This is a genomic window from Limnothrix sp. CMB-01, from assembly GCF_055193175.1.
This window is the reverse complement of the sequence record NZ_CM143720.1, coordinates 3,643,827-3,660,872: the sequence shown is the minus strand read 5'-3', so window position 1 is coordinate 3,660,872 and position 17,046 is coordinate 3,643,827. Positions and strand designations below refer to the sequence as shown.

Here is a 17,046-nt window from a genome sequence, read left to right as displayed (position 1 = left end):
CGCTGGTTCGTTGAGCGGGAGATTAGGAACTAAAGATTGGTTTGTTGAGCAAGAATGTTGACTGGGTGTGACCAGTTGGGATGGACTCCGATTGGTAACTCTTAACCATTCTTAGCAACTTGATCGAGATGCGTATTGGCAACCTTATTTTCTTGACTTGCTTTGGAATGGTCTATTCATTGCGATTTTTTTCGCAAACTCACTCTGTTTGATTCATCCGAGCATGTGATGTGTGATCGAAATCAACGATCAAAGAGATCAATCTCAGATCCCCATCGCAAGGTGTGATCAAGATCAATCATCGAAGCTTTCAGCAAAACTTCATCAACTCCTTAAGAACCATCTGCACAACTTTATCCAGTCTTTACCTAATCGCCCTGGCCCTTCCCATAGGATTACATCAGTAGCAGGTTAAGTCAGCCCAGTGCGCCCAAAACCCTGATGGCTGACCAGCGCAAAAACAAGCGCGTCCTAGCTGGGTGCTCCTTAAAAACAAGCCCAAAATTTTTAGCCCAAGTTAGCTCAAGACTGTTGGAGTCGAAAACATGGTTGGACTTTTCCCCAAACTGGTCGTAAGCGCCTCAATGGCCGCTGGCGTGGGGTTGTTTGCCGGAGCACCAGCCCTCGCCGCCAGCCTCCAAGGTGCCAGCACCACCGGCAATATCCTGGTGTATTGCTCGAACGGCACCAACACCTTTCTGTGCGATAACAGCAACCTCGGCACTGCCCTGCAAGGGGATTTGACCGCGCCGGGTGGCAACGTCGAGCTATTCGCAGACAGCGAAACTGCACCCGGTCTAGCCAAGTTCCTGAGCGGTACCTACAGCACCCTCACTGGCACTCTGAATGGTCAAGCCATTGAGTTCCGCAGCCTGGTTAAGTCCGACTGGACAGCCCAATTTACCCAAGCTTGGCTGACGGATGTGGCTGCCCAAAACGGCATTAGCAGCATTTTGACCGGTAATTTTCTGTCAGAAGCGGTTGGCTATTTCACCTCCAACACGACGGAAGCCAATGCTGCTTTGGCCAGGCTGAGTGACCCGAACGTCGCCTTCGTGAACCAAGACCTGGTAAGCGGGGTGATTTCGGTGGGTCTAGCGGGTCACATGGACGTGACCAGTATTGTGTCGGGGCTGATTGCCACCAGCAAAACCCTGACGAATATTCAAAAAACTCAGTACAGCAACGTCATCAAGGCCCTGGGAACGCAAGGGGTGAAGCTGCAAGCCAGCGAGCTGGTGAAGGTGCTTTACGATGGGCAAGAAACTGTCCGCTACGGTGGTCAGGGGATCGCTTCTGGTCAGGTGGAAGCGGGTGATGGCAAGTCCCACAACGGAACCTACTTGGTGCAGTTCCAAGGCAAGTTGCCGGAACCGCCGGCCGCCACGCCGGAGCCGTCTTTGATGGTTGGTTTGGCTGCGGTGGGTAGCTGGGTGGCGCTAAAGCGTCGCCAAAACCGCGCCTAATTCGCCTCAGAAAGTCGCTCTTGAAAATTGAGCTGAAAAATGGGGGGTGATGCCATGAACTTGGTATCACCCCCCATTCGTTTTGGGACTTGTTTTGAGTCTGATTTTGATTCTCGGGGATCAGCGATCGGGTCTGGGATCGCTGATTTTGACTGTAGTTGGCAATCTGAATTGAGTATTGACATCCTCCCCAGCCTAAAGAGGATTGAGCAGTCAGTACTGACCAATTTTGACCAGTACTGACTGATATTGAATCTGCCCAGTTGACGATCGCTAAACTTCGCTCCAACCCGTGGGGGAAGGGAGGGGAACCTGTTCGCCGGGGCGCGATCGAGATACTTGCTGCATACTGGCCGAAAGCCACAGAAACAGCTCCTGGAAGCTGAGACCTTTGAGCTTCAGGGGCGATCGCACCGTGAGGGATCCCAGCCGCTCCATGTCTGCACCTTCAACACCCACGGCAAAAAAGGCGAGTGCTTTACGGGCTTCTTCATCGCGAATTCGGGTGGCGGCGGCTCCCAGCACTTCCGCATCATCACTGGGCGCACCGTCAGTAATTAAGAAAATCCAAGGACGGTAGTAAGCCACGCCATTGCTGCGATACTGGGCTTTACGATCGCGCAGCAAATCCAAGGCCGCATGGATTGCAGCTCCCATGTAGGTCATGCCGCCGGCTCGGAGCCGAGGCGCTTCAAAACTATCGGCCGTCACAAAGTCTTGAAGCACTTCCACCCGATCGGCAAAGGTTGCGATCGCCACTTCCACCCGTTTCGCTGCTAGGGAGTCGCCGTTGAGATCAGCCTGGAAAGCTTGCAAGCCAGCTTCCAGAGCGGTTAAAGGCGCGCCCTGCATGGAGGTTGAGACATCCAGCAGCAGCACGCAAGGGCAGCGCGGCTCTGGGTTTTCTGCGAAGGCGATCGCCTCTTCAAAGTCAAAATTTCCAGACACCATTAAAACTTCTAGACACGACGGAAGCGACGAAAATGACTCGGCTAGACTAGGACTCAACCTGAGGATGATCAACCGCTGACTCCCTGCGGACTGCCAGAGCTGACCACAGCTCTAGTTTTCCAAGCAAGACGAGGTTAGAGTGCATCCCAAGGCCTGATCCGCATCATTTGTTTGAGGAGTGGGGTCATAACCCAAGCCAATAACTTCAGTTATCAACTGCTCCCCACGCACCATTGAGTTTCCCAGACCCGGCTTTTGGGTGTTACTTTCCCCTAGACCCGGTTTGGGGTGATGGGTTCCACTGGCCACAATCAACTAACTCAATTAGACAACATCAATCCAGTTAGAAAACAGTCAGCCAGCGCCAGTGACTCCTCCGACCCGATCGCCCTGTTCGATCGCCCTGGTTAATCCGGGCCTCGATCGGGAACCCCGATCGCCACACCCGATCACCACGATTGAGATTTCCTAAGATTGAGATTTCCGAAGGTTGATACCCCAAAGGTTTGATTCACTGCACTGGTTGATTGAGTTGATAGGCAGTTTGGATATCCGGTGGGGATCGCTACGATCGGGATCAAGTCTATTTTCCCTTGACCCTTGGGCAGTGCCAGGGCCGGTTCCGGCTCCCTGCCCATGCCTGATCGTCCCCTTGGCCCCCACGGCCGTTCGGCCTCTCACCTGATTTCTTTACCCACCGCCGCCCCTATGACCTCTACCGGACAACCGCTCTCGAATTACACGGAATCATTTGACATTCAGGGAAACTACTGCCCGATTACCGTTCACGTGGAGGACGATCGCACCGGGATGGCCCCCGACACGTTGCGGCGTGCCTTTGCCGACAACCTGTACTACATCCAAGGCAAAAACGAACTCACCGCCACGCCCTTTGACTACTACATGGCGCTGGCCTACACGGTGCGCGATCGCCTGTTACACCGCTGGATCGCCAGCAACACCACCTACATGCAACAGGACGTGAAAACGGTCTGTTACCTGTCAGCGGAATTTTTGCTGGGGCGACAGTTGGGCAAGACCATGCTCAACCTGGGGATGTACGAAAAAGCCAAGCAGGTGGTTACGGAAGCTGGCTTAGACTTCAATCACCTGTTGGAATTGGAGCCAGAACCGGGGCTTGGCAATGGCGGTTTGGGTCGGCTGGCGGCTTGCTTTTTGGACTCGCTAGCCACCTTAGAGATTCCGGCGATCGGCTACGGCATCCGCTACGAATTTGGCATCTTTGATCAGCGGATCGAAGATGGGGCCCAGGTGGAGCGGCCCGATAAATGGCTGCGGTTCGGCAATCCCTGGGAAATTCGTCACCCGGAATTGACCGTGGAAGTGGGCTTTGGGGGACACACGGAACAGTACGTGGACGAGCATGGCCATGGTCGTTGTCGCTGGGTTCCGGCCCGACGCATTTTGGGCACGCCCCACGATGTGCCGATCGCGGGGTACAACAACAACACCGTCAGCACCCTGCGCCTGTGGAAAGCCAGCGCCAGTGAAGAGTTTAATTTCCAGGTGTTCGATCGGGGTGACTATACCGGAGCCGTGGCCGACCAAATTTTGTCGGAAAACATCTCCAAGGTGCTTTACCCCAACGACAACACGGCCCAAGGGAAGCAACTGCGCTTTGAGCAGCAATACTTCTTCGTGAGCTGCTCCCTGCAAGACGCAATCAACCGCTACCGGCGCGATCGACGGCGGGGACTGGAATACCTGCACGAAAGCATCGCCATTCAGCTCAACGACACCCACCCCGCGATCGCCGTGGCCGAACTAATGCGGCTACTGATCGATCGCTACGATCTGGGTTGGAACCGCGCTTGGCACGTCACCCGCCAATGTTTGGCCTACACCAATCACACCCTGTTGATGGAAGCCCTGGAACGTTGGCCCGTCAACCTGTTCGAGCGGCTCTTGCCCCGCCACTTGGAAATCATCTACGAAATCAACCAGCGCTTCTTGGACGAAGTGCGGCTGCAATATCCCCACGACGAAGCCCGCGCCGGTCGGATGTCGTTGATTCAAGAAAATCCAGAGCGGATGGTGCGGATGGCCCATCTGGCCTGCGTTGGCAGCCATGCGATCAATGGGGTTGCGGCCTTGCACACGGACTTGCTGCAAAAGCACGTCCTCAACGACTTCTACACCTTCTGGCCCGAAAAGTTCCAGAACAAAACCAATGGCGTAACGCCCCGCCGTTGGCTGCTGTTGGCCAATCCTCGGCTGTCCAAGCTGTTTACGGAAAAAATTGGGGACGATCGCTGGGTCAAGGATCTGGAGTTGTTGCAATCTCTGGAGCCGTTGGCGAATGATCCCGAATTCCGACACCGCTGGGCCGAAATCAAACAGGCCAACAAGCGGGAACTGGCGGACTATCTGTTGCTGTACAACGATTTGGAAGTGGATCCCCGAGCCATTTTCGATATCCAAGTGAAGCGAATTCACGAATACAAGCGGCAACTGCTGGACATTTTGTATGTGATCTCGCTCTACCAACAGCTCAAGCAAAATCCCAGCATGGATTTGCATCCTCGGGTGTTTATCTTTGCGGGCAAGGCGGCCCCTGGCTATTACTTGGCCAAGCTGATCATCCGATTGATCAACGGTGTGGCGGAGGTGGTGAACAACGACACCTCGATCGCCCGGCGGTTGCAGGTGGCCTTTGTGGCCAACTATTCCGTATCCTTGGGCCAGCGCATCTATCCGGCGGCGGATTTGTCGGAGCAAATTTCCACGGCAGGCAAGGAAGCATCTGGTACGGGAAATATGAAGTTTGCGCTCAACGGGGCCCTGACGATCGGGACGTTGGATGGGGCAAACATCGAAATTCGCGAAGCCGTGGGGCCCGACAACTTCTTCCTGTTTGGACTCACGGAAGCGGAAGTGGTGGCCCTCAAGGCCGAAGGCTACGATCCCATGGGCTACTACTACGGTGATCCGGAAATTCAAGGGGTCTTGAATGCGATCGCTGAGGGACAATTCAGCCGGGGCGATCGGGAGCTGTTCCGCCCCCTGCTCGATGCCCTGCTCTATCGGGATGAGTACATGGTCTTGGCGGACTACCGTGCCTATGCTGAAGCCCAAAGCAAGGTCGATCAGGCCTATCGCGATCGGGAATGGTGGACAAAATCCTCAATTCTCAATTCCGTGCGGATGGGTCGCTTCTCCAGCGATCGCACCATTCGGGAATATTGCCGCGATATTTGGCATGTGTCGCCCGTGCCCGTGTCCCTGGAGACCTATTCCCAATCCAATGCCGGTCTGAAAGTCAGCAACAATGCCTAGCTGATCCCACTGATCTCTTGAAGATATTCCCTATCCCAACACCGCCCGATCGCAAGATTTGGCGGTGTTTTGTCGTTTTATGCCTATGGGAATAGAATCCAAATTTGAAACCAAAGGTTTAAGCAAAGTTCAAATAGAACAAGAAATATTCATAGAGAAAATCAGTATGATCTCCTAATGATCTCCTATTAATTGTTCATTAAAATAATCGACATTCATAGTTTTCATCAAATACAGTCAGTTCAAGCCCTTTCAGCACATCGATCCAAACATCGATCCAATTCTATCCATATCTGACTTGTAGCATTAATTACATCGTCTGAACATTATCAAGACCTGCCTTGTAGCATTAATTACACTGCTCATCACCTATTCTGCACTCTCTTTCCTAAAAACGAGGCTCGGTCATTGGATATTAATTCGCACTGTTCTCAGGAATCAGTCATGGTTACTAATAATAATGCTACTGCGTTTAATATCAACGCAAATGCATTTCATGATCTCCAAAATGCCAACAGTCTGGGTGGAAAAGCAGAAGGGGATGATAAAACCTTTGATGCTTGGTTGGGCGATTGGGAATATGCGATCGATCGGACAGCCATCGTGGCCATTACCGATCACAAGGGTCAGATCATTTATGCCAATGACTATTTTTGCAAGCTTTCAAAATATGAACTCTCGGAACTGATGGGGCAGAATCATCGAATTCTGAACTCTGGCCATCACTCTGCGGAATTTTTCACGGAACTGTGGCAAACCATTTCACGGGGGAAAATCTGGCGCGGCGAAATTAAAAATCGTGCCAAGGATGGATCTGAATATTGGGTTTACACCATCATTGTGCCAATTGTGAGTCAACGAGGAAAACCCGTGCGCTATTTGTCAGTGCGCACGGATATTACCGATCGCAAGCGCATTGAAGAGGCCCTGCAAGCGTCAGAACTGGCCCTGCGGCAACGGAACGATGAGCTACAAAAAGCCCTGGCGGATTTGAAGGCGGCCCAGGCGCAAATTGTGCAACAGGAAAAAATGTCGAGCCTGGGGCAAATGGTGGCGGGCGTTGCCCACGAAATTAATAACCCCTTGAATTTCATTGCGGCGAATATCAGCCCTGCCCAAACCTACACGAAAGAACTGGTGCAGTTGGTGGAGCTATATCGCAAAAGCTATCCCCAGCCAACACCGGAAATTGCTGCCAAAATTGAAGAAATCGACTTGGATTTCATGGAATCCGACCTCTTGGATATTTTGAATTCCATGAAGTTGGGCACTCACCGGATTTGTGGAATCGTGAAGTCGTTGCGCACGTTTTCACGCTTGGATGAAGCAGAGTTGAAATTGGCAAATCTGCATGATGGCTTAGACAGTGCGCTGACCATTTTGGGTCATCGTTTGAAAGCCCACGACGATCGCCCTGAAATTCAAGTCTTGCGGCAATATGGTTCGCTGCCCAATGTGATGTGCTATTCGGGCAATATGAACCAGGTGTTCATGAATATTTTGGTGAATGCGGTTGATGCGATCGAGGACTATCACCAGCAGCTCAAGCGGGGATTGATGCACCCTCGTTCCGGCAATGCAATTCCCTACAGTATTCAGGTCAGCACGCGCCTATGTGATCAAAATTGGGTTGAGGTGCAAATCACGGACAGTGGTTTGGGCATGAATTCCAAAACAATGGAGCATATTTTTGATCCCTTTTTCACCACCAAGCCGATCGGGAAAGGCACGGGTTTAGGCCTTTCCGTCAGCTATCAAATCATTGTCGATCGCCATCAGGGCGAACTGATTTGCACCTCTGAACCCGGCGAGGGCAGCACTTTCCTTATTCGCATTCCCGTAACACCGCCCCCAGGCTCATTCACGTCCTAAGACGCTGTTTTATGCTTACCACCACCAGCGCAATCCTTGGGCTTTCATATGTTCACGCACCAAGGAAAACCGATTTTGGGGCACAATTTCGGCCGCAATTAAACTCTTGGGTTGCCGGTGCAACCAGCCAGCGATCGAACCAGCAGCGGCCCCCGAACTCCATTCGCTGTAGTGAATGCGGGTGACCCCGTTCACAATGTGGGAAACAGCGATCGCCTTGCCACCAATCAACAAATTATCCACGCCCCGAGGAATCAGTGCCTCGATCGGGACAGCCACCGGGCGCACATGGGCAATATCCGCACTGGCGTTGGTGGCCTCGCCGGGGTCTTCCCAGTTGCGATAGGCACAGCCCTGGATATCAATGTCGTAATGCACCATGGAGATTGAGGTGGCGGAAAAGTCGCGCATATTCTCAATGCCCCGATGCACGTCGTTTTCCCGAATCATGAAGGCATTTTGGCGATAGGCACTGCGGCCCAAAATGCGTCGCCCCTCACGGATATAGGGCATCAGGCTCAAGCCCGATCGCGTCCCCATCGGTGTGTTGGGCCCCGCCAAATGCATCAGGGGAAATTCTTTTGTGGCCAGGGTTTTTAGCACCCATTCTGAAAAAATAAGCGCCCGTTCCTCGCCGTGGTGCAAGGCTTCCGTGGAAACGCCGCCCATCCAGTTGCGGTACTGATCCGTATCCATCAGCCGATCGCCCGTCAGGATCAAAGGCGGGTTCATCAGGTTCCAGTTATTGCCATAGCCCCAATTGATCATGGCCATGTCCCCGGGGCTGGGCTTGCCGGTAATTCGATTATCCAGCCGCATACTCACGATCCGCCGATATTTGAAAAAGCTGCGATCGAGAAAGGGTGGAAAGCCCCAGAGGGAAAAGGTGCGTTGGTGTTCGTGCTTGGGGAAAGTGGGTTGCAGTCGGCCCAGTTGCTTCAGGCTGCGACCCTCATCATTGGCGATCGCCACCACAAAGGGGAACGTAAAGGCCTGGGTGCATTGGGGATTGTCCCAATTGGCCGCATTCGGCTCACCCAAGGTGCGGCGCGATTCCGATCCCAACCGGTGCGGCACACGGGCCCAGGCCACCAGCTCACCGGTATCCGTGGCATCAATCACCGTGAATCGCTTGCCCGGCACTGGTTCTAGGCGAATGGGTGTTTTCCGAAATGTGTCGTCACTGTTCCAGGAATACCAAGCCGGCAGTTCCTGAGATAAGCGCCCCGAGGGCACATAGTCCGCCCGAGGTGTGCGCCGCACTGCGTAGATCGCCGTAATATTGTGGCCCGTTGCATCAAAAGCTGCGCCCTTGAAGGCTGTGGCACTGCTCCAGCGGCTGCCGGGAGCCAATTGGGCGGCCGCGGCCAACGCCTCTCGCGCGGCCACATCGCCGGCCGAAGCGGGAAAGCATAGGGAACCAACCCAGCAGCTATCCACCTCGCGCACGGTTTTGATCGGCTGGTTGCGATCGGCCCAGCGTGGAATCTTGACCGGTTGGCGATAGATGCGCGATTTAAAGGCTTTCCAGCTTTCCGAGAGGTTCCCAGCCAAAATCATGTCCGCCGACTCATCGATCGCCGACACGCCTTGGGTGCTAATTTGCCCTCCAATCCAGGGCGACACCTCAATCACGCAGGTTCGTGCGCCCGACTGCATGGCATGAACGGCGGCCCCCACGCCCCCCAAGGATCCGCCCACCACTACCACTTCGCATTGCCAAACCTCTTGGGCCTGGGGCAGGGGCGACAATACGGGCCGGCCGTTGCTGCCAAAGGAAGCCGTGATCCGGAGTTCGTTGGCCAAGTCCTTGGCGGGGCCCGGGGTGACGCTGAGGGGTTGCAGATCGTTCGGCGGTGGCAACTGTGAGTTGATGGCATCGGGGCGATCGAACGCGGCCAGGGTTGCGCCCGCCACAACAACCCCCAGCCCCAGAGTCACTTGTCCAAACCGTTGCCACAACCCAATCAGTCGCTGCATGTTGCCGTCTTATCCTTGGTTGCCGAAAGGCGAGGGGAATGGAAAAGGGTGCGATCGCCCGCGAAAATCACAGAAATTACGGAAATTAATGCTGACTGGCGACGCGCTCGTACTAGGCTAGCGCTGAAAGAGGACGATCCCACCGCGATCGAAGGCGATTTTGTAGGCCGGATTCGATCGCAATTCCCGATCCAATGATTGAGCAAACTCATGGGTGCTGCCCCAACCCGGATGTTTCAGGTTCAGCAACACCCAATCGTATTCGCCCCAGTTGGGCGGCGGCGCGGTGGCGATCGTTTGGCGCAGCATGGTGCGGTGGCTGAGGTGGGGCCCCAAATCAGCGGTGGTGAGGATGCCGCCCCGTTGGCTAGCGGGGATCGATCGCTCCTGGGTTTGGATCAAGGTGATCGCCGCGCGACTGTCCGCCCAAGTGTCCAGTTCCGCCAAATAAATGGAGCCAAAATAGCCGAATTTGGCCAGGGCTAAAAAGCCAATCAGTGACCAAACCCAAATGGCCCGTCCGCTGGCGATCCAACTACGGAGCCGATCGCCCATTGATCCCAGGCGATCGAGCCAATCCCAACGCCCTCTAGCCAAGCTATCGATCGCCGCCACCAGCAAAAATGGCAAAATCGGCAGGGAATATTGATGCACCAAATCCCGCTGCTCGGCCACCGTGGACAGGGCATTCAACCCGATCGCCGGAGCTGCCGCTGCCCAGGCCCGCAGCCGGCCGCCCCCGAACCAAGGCAACAACGGCCCCAAGATCAGCAGCAAATAGATCAGCGTGTCCCCTGAGAACAGCTTCCCCAGCACCACTTGCGGCTTCAGGAACAGATTCAACGCCGCCTCAGAAACACTAGAACCCAAGTAGGCATAGCGCCCGATCGCATCGTGGCTCAGGCCATGATTAAAAGCGGGGATCACGGCCTGGTTCACCACCACAAACCAACCAACCCCCATCGCCAGCGCCACCAGACCGGGCCACCGTTTGCGATCGAGCAACAACAACCAAGCGCCCATGGCTGCCACCGTAATCGACAGCACCGCCTTGCAGCCCATCACCCAGACCAACACCAGCGCCAAGGTGATCGGCCGGTTGGCTCGCCCCAGCCAAATCGCCCCCAGCAGCCCCGCGATCCCCATCACCTCCGGGTGGAAGTCAAACAAATTGACATTGAACACCACGGGATAGAGCAAATAGGCCCAGGCGATCGCCAGGGATTGGCCCGGATTCAGCCCCGCCTGTTTCGCTAGCGCCCAAGCGGGGATCGCCCCCGCCGCCAGCCCGATCGCCTGCACCAAAAACAGCCAGTAAATACTCGGAAAAATGGCGTAGAGCAGCCCCACCCCAAAGAAGCTGTAGGCCGCGTGGTTGCCCATGTGGTGCATGTCCGACACGGTGGAAAACGGCGTTTCGCCGCGCCCCATCAGGTAGGCCACTTGGTCATAAATCGCCAAATCAAAGGCCGTTGATTGAAACAGCTCGTGGCGCACCACGCTGCAAACCAACAGCACGATCGCCCAAATGCCCATCGACCACCAGAGCGATCGGGGGATCGATCGAAACCAACCGGCAATCTCTGTGGTGGCGATCCAGTTAGAGATCCAGGTTATAGATGTCCAGCGGGGCGATCGCATCTCGGGTTCCTGCGGCACAAATCGCCAACAGCCTACCACCGCCCGGCCCGTCCGCAGGGGGCCATGGCTAGAATCGATCAAGCCGCCGCCCCATTCCTCAGCCGCTCCCGCCCATGAACTATCAACAATGGCGCGATCAACTCTTTGGCCAGCCGGAACAAGCCGATCCCGTTTGTGCTGAGATGAGTCCCGAGTTTGATCGACTGCCACGAGATCGCGCCTTTGATTACATTGATCAGGTTTTGGTTGATTCGGAAATTCACCAGCGATTTTCCCGCAATCAAATTGGCTTCGGCTTGAACTACATTTTTTTTAATAGCTGTAGCGATCTGCCCTTTTGCTATTTGCGCTGCTCAGAATCTCGCATCATTAAGGGCATTCAGAACCTCAACTATCTCTATCAAAACTATTTTGATCGATACTGTTTTGCGTCGAGTCAATCGATCCAAGAAATTGGGGCGATTCAAGCGGGCGATCGCCTAGAGTTTCTGTGCTATATGTTCTGGGATTTGTTTGTGGTTTACCCTGGCAGTGCTTCTCCATCGGTGATTGCAGCCAGCTTGGAGGTGATGAGTGCCGCTCTCGATCGCAAAAATGGCAACGCGATCGTCTCGGCAATTCATGGATTAGGTCATTGGGCATTACATGATCAGCAAGCCGTCGCCATTTTGGAGCGCTGGTTAATGAGTCCCGGCACGCAAAATTCCGTGATTCGCAACTATGCCCTCCAGGCCAAAACAGGCTACATTCAGTAATTGAAAGTTGTCTATGATGACTCATCAATCAATCTTAATTACTTTCCCAAGATAGTTACGATATGCTGGGAAAAATTGCGCGATTGTTCCACAATCATGATTGCTGCTCCCCAATTCCTTAGCCCTGACGAGTATTTGGCTCTTGAAGCCCAAAGCGATATTCGGCATGAATACCTCGATGGGCAAGCCTATGCCATGGCCGGTGGTACAGATGCGCATACGACGATCGCGCTAAATTTGGCAAGCGAACTGCGATCGCACCTGAGAGGAACTGGTTGCCGTGTCTTTATGTCGGATATGAAGGTGCAGATTAATCAGGACACGAAGTTTTTTTATCCCGATGTGATGGTGACTTGTGATCCGGGCGATCGCGATCAACCACTTTACAAATCAGCCCCTTGTTTGATTGTGGAAGTGTTATCAAATTCCACAGAAGCCTTCGATCGGGGACGCAAGTTTGCCGCCTATCGTCATCTCAACAGCCTACGAGAATGCGTTTTAATTTCTGCTCAACAGCCCCAAGTAGATATTTTTCAGCGCTCCGCAGCGGGCCAATGGATCTTGGAAAGTTACGAAAGCATCGAGGCGGAATTGGTTTTGGAAACCGTCAAGTATCGAGCCGGGTTCGATCGCCTTTATGAAGATGTAATTTTTGATCAGACCCCTCCGGAACTACTTGAAATTTAAAAAATTCCAGTTCCTCTCTCTGGTGATTGATTTCAGAATTGGAAGTTTTCAGAGGCTAGTGAATGACTAGACCTCTTGCACGAATTGACAGAAAGAAGATCTATAGAAAAATGAGCAAGTTGGAATTCAACTTTCAAAAAAATTTTTGAAAACCGTGAAATAATTGGTAATAATTTTGATAACAATCTTAAAAAAACCAGTATAACTTACTGACATTTCCTATGTATCCACTAAACTAATAGGCGAAATGGTCAGCATTCATTTCAATTAAACAGTAGCCCAGTTTACAAAATACCTTTTCGCTTTGAAACCTTTGATCAACACGCAGCGGTCAGTTTTTGATGAATTTATCATCACTGGCTGTCAGCTTCATGAATGGTGTTTCGTCGGGTAATCGGATTTTGAAAAATCGGCTCGTAAACGGTTGTTCCTTCATGAAATATCGTTGCTATTGGTGACAATGTTAATAGTGACTAAATCGCGAAATTTATGATAATTATTGACCAATAGACCGGTATATTCAATCAATTGACAGACTTTTGACCAATATGTTGGAGTATCTCCCCCCGCTCAACGATCATAATTTGCCTTATCCAGATACGATGCACCCAATCGTGGTGCATTTTGTCATTGCGATGGTGTTATTTTCGGTTTTATGCGATGGTATTGCCTACTTCACTCGCAATCCACGACTCTATGAAGTGAGCTGGTGGAATTTGTTTTTTGCAACCATTTCGATCTTTATTGCCATCATTTTTGGGCAAATCGAAGCGGGCTTAGCTGAACCCTACAATGCTGCCGAAGCTACTTTGAATCTGCACACGCTTCTGGGTTGGTCGCTGTCGGGAATTATTGCAGCAATGACCGCTTGGCGCTATGTGTTGCGATCGCGCGATCCAAAAACCTTGCCTAATGCTTTTTTAGGGGTGGGAGTTTTGATGACCGTAATCGTGTGTTTCCAAATTTATCTGGGTGATGTTTTGGTTTGGGTCTATGGACTTCATACCGTGCCCGTGGTTGAGGCAGTGCGGGAGGGATTATTGTAATGAATAATGATTTGATTGAGCAATTACAAAATCAGTTGGGGATCAATGGATTACCCTACACAATTCCGATTCATCCCAACTTGGTGCATTTGACCTTGGGCTTGTTTATTGTGGCGATCGCCTTTGATATTGTTGGCGTTTTTTTTCCCCTCGAAAAGCCGGTTTTTAAGTTTTTAGCGATTCCCGCCACGCGCTCCAATTTTTTTGATGTGGGCTGGTACAACATGCTGGCCGGGGCGATCGTCACCTTTTTGACGGTGGCTGCGGGCTTTTATGAAATGTTGTTGGCTCGTCCACCGGCAGATGTGAAAAGTGCCTGGGGTTTGCAGGCCATGGAAACCATGTTGTGGCATGGCGTGGGTGGCGTTGTCCTGTTGCTGTTAATTGTGGGCATGACCGTTTGGCGAGGATTTCAGCGATTTGTTTGGCTGAAAGATCGATCGCGCCAAGTGCAATGGAGCTATCTTTTAGTGGGGCTAATCATCTTCGGTTTGATGTTTGTCCATGGAACTTTAGGAGCACAATTAGCCGCTGAATTTGGTGTGCATATCACCGCTGATCGCCTGTTGGATTTGGGTGAAAATCCTAACCTCATTTTGAAATCATTCAATCCATGAAGATTCGCACCATCCTCACCTTAGGAACCCTAGCGATCGCACTGGCCCTCATCAGTTGGTGGATGGGAGAGCAGTCCTATACCTGGTTTCCCCCCCAAGCCTCGGCGGAGTCCCAACTAATCGATCGCCTATTCAGCTTTTTAGTGGCGATCGGGACGTTCATTTTCCTAGGCGTAGTCGGAACGATCGTCTATGTGGTGCTGTTTCAACAAGCTAGTAAATATGACACCAGCGATGGCCCGCACATTGAAGGAAACGTCACGTTGGAAATAGTTTGGACGGCGATTCCTTTCATCCTCGTCGTTGGAATTGCTGGCTACAGCTACCACATTTACGATCGCATTTCTATCTTGGGCCCCATGGAGCATGTGCATGAATCAATGGCACATGATATGGCATCAGAGGCTCCAGCGATCGCCCCGGTTGCTGCTGAATCAAGCGATAGCAATGCGATCGCAAATCCAGAGGTTATGATTGCTGTGAAGTCTCGACAATGGGCTTGGGAATTCTATTACCCCGATCGGCAAGTCACTACGGCTGAATTGCATTTGCCAGCCGACCAACGGATTAGTTTGCAACTCACCTCGGAAGATGTCATCCACGGGTTTTATATTCCAGCCTTTCGGGTGAAGCAAGATATCATTCCAGGGCGTGCTATTACCCTGAAATTTACGCCCATCCGCGAAGGTCGATATCGTTTGCGCGACTCTCAGTACAGCGGCACTTACTTTGCGGCCATGCAAGCCGATGTGGTAGTGGAATCCTCTGATTCCTATCAACAATGGCTGACGGATGCGGCAAACCAACAGCCCACCGCCGCCTATAACCAAGCCTTTGATGAATTCCAGCGCTCCCCCGGTGGACGCACTGGCTGGCAAACGGTTCAGCCAGCGCCGCCGCCCCTCGTGAACTATCCCGGCAAAGGAACCAGTTAGCCATTAGTCGTTTTCGCTCAACTCCGTTTCACCAGGCTTTGAGCAAAGATCTCGGCATTTCAGAATAGTTTCCTCCAACCGATTTATGACCAATCTTGCTACCGAATTGATCGCCGCTTCTCAGCCACCTATGCCCGGTACGCCCAATGACTGGAAGCGTTTTTTTAGCTTCAGCACCGATCACAAAGTGATTGGGATTCAGTACCTAGTAACCTCCTTCTTTTTCTTTCTAGTAGGTGGCATTTTTGCCATGATTATTCGGGGCGAATTGATCACACCGGAAGCGGATTTGGTCGATCGCACCGTTTACAATGCCATGTTCACCATGCATGGCACGGTGATGTTGTTTTTGTGGACATTTCCTTGTCTATTGGGTCTGGGAAACTATCTCGTGCCCCTAATGATTGGCGCAAGGGATATGGCTTTTCCTCGGCTGAATGCGATCGCCTTTTGGATGGTGCCTGTCTTCGGCACGATTCTGATGGCGAGTTTTTTGGTGCCGGGCGGCCCAGCCCAAGCCGGTTGGTGGGCCTATCCACCTGTCAGCCTTCAAAATCCCACGGGCAACCTGATCAATGGTCAAATGCTATGGCTATTGGCGGTGGCGATTTCCGGCGTTTCGTCGATTATGGGTGCGGTGAATTTTGTCACCACGATCGCCCGCATGCGCGCCCCTGGCATGACTTGGTTTCGGATGCCGGTTTTTGTGTGGACGGTGTTAGCCGCCCAAATTATTCAACTGTTTGGTCTGCCCGCTTTGACCGCTGGCGCGGTGATGCTGTTGTTGGATCTGACCGTGGGGACAACGTTTTTTGATCCGGCCAAAGGTGGCGATCCGGTGCTGTTTCAGCACTTTTTCTGGTTCTATTCTCACCCGGCCGTTTATGTCATTATCTTGCCGATTTTTGGCATCTTCTCTGAGGTTTTGCCAGTCTATGCCCGTAAGCCCCTCTTTGGCTACAAAGTAGTTGCCATTTCATCCCTCATTATTACGGGTTTGAGTGCCATTGTTTGGGTTCACCACATGTTTGCCAGTGGCACACCGGGCTGGATGCGGATGATTTTCATGGCCACAACCATGCTGATCTCGGTGCCCACGGGGATTAAAGTTTTCGCCTGGGTTGCCACCATTTGGGGGGGTAAATTGCGCCTCAACACAGCCATGCTATTTGCCCTGGGCGGGCTGGTGATGTTCGTGTTTTCAGGCATCACCGGCATTATGTTGGCAGCAGTTCCGGTTGATATCCATGTGAACAACACCTATTTTGTGGTGGGGCATTTTCACTATGTGATTTACGGCGCAGTGGTGATGGGAATTTATGCAGCAATCTATCACTGGTTTCCCAAAATGACCGGGCGCATGTATTCCGAAGGGCTGGGGAAATTGCACTTTGCCCTAACTTTCATTGGCACTAATTTGAACTTCTTTCCCATGCATCCTTTGGGGTTGCAAGGGATGCCGCGCCGGGTCGCGTCTTACGATCCCGAATTTACGTTTTGGAATGTGGTGGCTAGCCTAGGAGCCTTTTTGTTGGGGATGTCTACCCTGCCGTTTATTTTGAACATGATTGGTTCTTGGGTGCAGGGTGAAAAAGCGCCCAAAAATCCCTGGCGGGCGATCGGGCTGGAGTGGCTGTTGTCTTCGCCGCCAACGGTTGAGAACTTCGAGGAACTCCCGATCGTGGTTTCTGAGCCTTATGGCTATGGCAAATCTGATCCCTTGGTGTCTAATCCCGACGAATTAGAGGTGGCCCATGAACCCAACTGAAACGAACTTGCGAGACGATGCATTGCCGGGA

The 17,046-nt window shown here is 52.6% G+C and carries 12 protein-coding genes; 9 read left to right on the top strand and 3 right to left on the bottom strand.

Features of this window, described 5'->3' with window-relative positions; all coding sequences use genetic code 11:
• Nucleotides 1-545 precede the first annotated feature (545 nt).
• Nucleotides 546-1,466, top strand: a complete 921-nt coding sequence (locus ACZA91_RS15060) for an NF038130 family PEP-CTERM protein (protein WP_190531060.1) — start codon at nucleotides 546-548, stop codon at nucleotides 1,464-1,466.
• 273 nt (nucleotides 1,467-1,739) lie between these two features.
• Here ACZA91_RS15060 and ACZA91_RS15055 read toward each other — a convergent pair whose 3' ends face one another.
• Entirely contained in the window at nucleotides 1,740-2,417 is a 678-nt protein-coding gene (locus ACZA91_RS15055) for a vWA domain-containing protein (RefSeq protein WP_099532458.1), read from the bottom strand.
• A gap of 708 nt (nucleotides 2,418-3,125) precedes the next feature.
• Here ACZA91_RS15055 and ACZA91_RS15050 point away from each other — a divergent pair.
• Both ACZA91_RS15050 and ACZA91_RS15045 read left to right on the top strand, forming a co-directional pair.
• A complete protein-coding gene (locus ACZA91_RS15050; protein ID WP_099532483.1) occupies nucleotides 3,126-5,714 on the top strand; it encodes a glycogen/starch/alpha-glucan phosphorylase in 2,589 nt (862 codons plus the stop codon).
• Between the two features lie 444 nt (nucleotides 5,715-6,158).
• Nucleotides 6,159-7,586 (top strand): sensor histidine kinase, encoded by a 1,428-nt coding sequence (locus ACZA91_RS15045; RefSeq protein ID WP_463183126.1) that lies wholly within the window; start codon nucleotides 6,159-6,161, stop codon nucleotides 7,584-7,586.
• A 15-nt stretch (nucleotides 7,587-7,601) separates the two neighbouring features.
• Here ACZA91_RS15045 and ACZA91_RS15040 read toward each other — a convergent pair whose 3' ends face one another.
• Together ACZA91_RS15040 and ACZA91_RS15035 are read right to left on the bottom strand one after the other, a co-directional pair.
• Nucleotides 7,602-9,566: an FAD-dependent oxidoreductase gene (locus ACZA91_RS15040; protein WP_099532456.1), complete on the bottom strand. Its 1,965-nt coding sequence runs from the start codon at nucleotides 9,564-9,566 to the stop codon at nucleotides 7,602-7,604.
• A gap of 117 nt (nucleotides 9,567-9,683) precedes the next feature.
• Nucleotides 9,684-11,288, bottom strand: a complete 1,605-nt coding sequence (locus tag ACZA91_RS15035) for a DUF2079 domain-containing protein (RefSeq protein ID WP_463183124.1) — start codon at nucleotides 11,286-11,288, stop codon at nucleotides 9,684-9,686.
• A gap of 32 nt (nucleotides 11,289-11,320) precedes the next feature.
• Here ACZA91_RS15035 and ACZA91_RS15030 point away from each other — a divergent pair, with 32 nt between their 5' ends.
• The 6 genes from ACZA91_RS15030 to ctaD all read left to right on the top strand — a co-directional run bounded on the left by ACZA91_RS15030 (nucleotide 11,321) and on the right by ctaD (nucleotide 17,015).
• Entirely contained in the window at nucleotides 11,321-11,962 is a 642-nt protein-coding gene (locus ACZA91_RS15030) for a hypothetical protein (RefSeq protein ID WP_463183122.1), read from the top strand.
• Nucleotides 11,963-12,058: 96 nt separating this feature from the next.
• A complete protein-coding gene (locus ACZA91_RS15025) occupies nucleotides 12,059-12,649 on the top strand; it encodes a Uma2 family endonuclease (RefSeq protein ID WP_463183121.1) in 591 nt (196 codons plus the stop codon).
• A 548-nt stretch (nucleotides 12,650-13,197) separates the two neighbouring features.
• Complete coding sequence (locus ACZA91_RS15020) at nucleotides 13,198-13,695, top strand: DUF2231 domain-containing protein (RefSeq protein ID WP_463186452.1); 498 nt, start codon at nucleotides 13,198-13,200, stop codon at nucleotides 13,693-13,695.
• Nucleotides 13,695-14,312: a DUF2231 domain-containing protein gene (locus ACZA91_RS15015; RefSeq protein ID WP_463183119.1), complete on the top strand. Its 618-nt coding sequence runs from the start codon at nucleotides 13,695-13,697 to the stop codon at nucleotides 14,310-14,312. The genes ACZA91_RS15020 and ACZA91_RS15015 overlap by 1 nt, the downstream gene beginning before the upstream one ends.
• Nucleotides 14,309-15,247: a cytochrome c oxidase subunit II gene (locus tag ACZA91_RS15010; RefSeq protein WP_463183116.1), complete on the top strand. Its 939-nt coding sequence runs from the start codon at nucleotides 14,309-14,311 to the stop codon at nucleotides 15,245-15,247. Before ACZA91_RS15015 ends, ACZA91_RS15010 begins: the two co-directional genes overlap by 4 nt.
• An 85-nt stretch (nucleotides 15,248-15,332) precedes the next feature.
• Nucleotides 15,333-17,015, top strand: coding sequence for a cytochrome c oxidase subunit I (gene ctaD / locus ACZA91_RS15005; protein ID WP_190531078.1), 1,683 nt, complete (start codon nucleotides 15,333-15,335; stop codon nucleotides 17,013-17,015).
• Nucleotides 17,016-17,046 lie beyond the last annotated feature (31 nt).